Origin of the sequence: Nocardiopsis sp. TNDT3 (assembly GCF_003427465.1) — a bacterium.
Taxonomy (GTDB): Bacteria; Actinomycetota; Actinomycetes; order Streptosporangiales; family Streptosporangiaceae; genus Nocardiopsis; species Nocardiopsis dassonvillei.
The window spans coordinates 1-2,349 of the sequence record NZ_QPFC01001134.1; the positions used below are offsets into that span (position 1 = coordinate 1).

Annotated in this window: 2 protein-coding genes; both read right to left on the bottom strand. The window is 74.5% G+C overall.

Translation table 11 applies throughout. The annotated features are described in order from the left end of the window. Nucleotides 1-245 precede the first annotated feature (245 nt). On the bottom strand, nt 246-821 hold the full coding sequence (locus DQW06_RS24750) for a GNAT family N-acetyltransferase (RefSeq protein ID WP_013154447.1): 576 nt from the start codon (nt 819-821) through the stop codon (nt 246-248). Between the two features lie 173 nt (nt 822-994). Continuing rightward, on the bottom strand, nt 995-2,095 hold the full coding sequence (locus DQW06_RS24755; RefSeq protein ID WP_013154446.1) for a peptidoglycan recognition family protein: 1,101 nt from the start codon (nt 2,093-2,095) through the stop codon (nt 995-997). Nucleotides 2,096-2,349 lie beyond the last annotated feature (254 nt).

Consider the following 2,349-nt stretch of genomic DNA (forward strand, 5'->3'; position numbering starts at 1 on the left):
GGCTGACGCCGCCCGCCCCGCGCCCGCCCTCCTCCGCGCCGATCCCCGGTGGCGCCGCGCACGCGGTACCCGCTCGGGCGGTGTCCGTTCGTGGGGCAGCCGCCGGGCACGTCCGCTGCGGCCCCGTACGCTCCGCGACCGCGGGCCGGGGGGCGTGCGGCCCCGGCCGCGTGCCCGGTACGACCGGTGCGGCCGAGGCGCCGCCCGATGCGGCTGGGGAGCACGGTGCGGACGGGGTGCGCCGGTCAGCCCAGGTCGCCGGGGAGCAGGCTGTACACCGCCAGGTCGGCGCGGCCCTCGTGCAGCGGCATCGCGCTGCGTTCGACGCCCTCCAGGCTGAACCCCGACCGCTCCGCGACCCGGCGCGACCCGGTGTTGCCGGTGGCGGCCTTGATCTCCACCCGCTGGAAGCCCTGGTCCAGCGCCCAGCGGGAGACGGCCACGGCGGCCTCCGTCGCGTATCCGCGGCCGCGGCCCCACGGCGAGACCCAGTACCCGACCTCGGTGTTCATCGACGCCCACACGACACGCACCAGGCCCACCGAGCCCACGAGCCGCTTGGACTCCCGCTCGACCATGGCCCACTGCTGTCCCTCACCGCAGGTACGCAGGGCGGGGGCCACCTCACAGCACCACCGCTCGGCCTCCTCCCGGGTGTAGGGCACCCCGGGAAGGGGGAGGGGGAGCCAGCGTTGGAGCTCGGCGTCGGTGCAGGACGCGTGTACGTCGTCGACGTCGCCCTCGACGAACGGGCGCAGCCGCAGGCGCTCGGTCTCCAGGATCACTGACGGCAGTATCGGTCTGTCTTGTGCGATGGTCACGCCTCTCCCCTCGGGTCGGAGTGCGCTCACGATACGCGCAGAGTCCGAGTGCGGCACCCGGGTTTCTCCACGAGCCCCGAGGGGCGGGCCGTACCGCCCCGACCAGGGAGTACCCGTCGGGGCGGCCGTGGGCCGCGTGCGGACCACGGCTCCGGCGGGCACCCCCCGTCCGCCTAGGCCAGGCCCGCGATGACGCGCTGGCGGACCGCGCTGTCGAACACCTCGGAGAAGGCGTTGCCCGGGCACTCGGTCTCCAGCCAGTCGCGGTGCCGGGAGATCGCGTCGCCCGGCGTGACCACGCCCGTGCCCGGGTTGACGTACTCGATCTGCCCGGCCGGGTCCACGCCGGTCACCGCGCACAGCACGCGCAGCACGTCGACCAGGGAGTCCTGCGCCGCCCGCGTGGGCAGCTCGTCGGTGAAGTCCCCGAGCAGGCACACGCCCACGTTGCCCTGGTTGAACCCGTAGGCGTGCCCCGCGGTCACCGACTCGGCCCGCCCCGGCCGCGGGATCCCGGAGAAGACCGGCACGCCGTCCTCGCCCGAGTGGCGGCCCTCGTAGACCACCCCGTCGGGGTCGATGAGCACGTGGTAGCCGATGTCCCCCCACAGCTGCTGCACCGCGTGCAGGTAGTACACCGCCCGCACGTCCGCCGCGTGGTCGTCCCCGGTCGGCATCGCGGTGTGGTGCACGGTCAGCGCCTGCACGGGGTGGAACTCCGCCTCCCACAGGTTGTCGCCCTGGTCGTCGAAACGCCAGGACTCGTCGGCGCCCCAGCCCGCGCGGGTGCGGAACGGGACGCTGGTCCGGCCGCGCAGCGTACCGGAGGCCTCCGCGGACAGCGACGCCTGTGCGGGGCCGCCGAAGCGCAGACCCTCTCCGTCGCGCAGGTTCACGGCCGCGGTCCCCCCTCTCGAACGCACCTCGTAACCGGTGGCGCCCTCGGGCGCGCGCACCAGCGCGGCGGCGACCGGGTCCCGGTCGTCGCGGCCCCCGGTGTGCAGGTGCACCGGGTTCCACGAGCCCAGGCCGTCGGCGGTCTCGAAGCGGACCGCCGCGTCGGCCTCTCCGGGGTCACCGGTGACGGCCACCATGTCGAAGCGCAGGTCGGGGCGGACCAGTCCGTGTGAGGCGGAGGGCTCCGCCAGCACGCGGGGGACCGTGCGGTCGCCGCCGGTGTCGGCCAGTGCGGGGCGGGCGGAGGTGAGCGCGGTGCCCAGCGCGGTCAGTCCCGCAGCGGCGGTGGCACCGGCCAGGAGGGTACGCCTTCGCATCGTGTGTCCGTTCTCTCGGATCGGGCGGGGGCCCTGAGGGTGGGAACGCGCACACCCTGACACAGGGCCGTGAGCCGCGCCACCAACGGCACGTCCGAATATGTGGCAAAGGCACCCCCTGTTATCAGAAAGGGCTGCTGATGCCGTATGGTGCGATGTTTTTCCTGCGAAGAAAGGAACATACGGGGTGGGGGAGTACATGGACGCGGGCCACGACCTGCGCCACCACGGTGACGCCGAGGTCGGCGGCGGGC

What these genes read in the sequence shown, in the direction of transcription:
- DQW06_RS24755 (WP_013154446.1), bottom strand. Translation starts at nt 2,095, where the DNA reads ATGCGAAGGCGTACCCTCCTGGCCGGTGCCACCGCCGCTGCGGGACTG.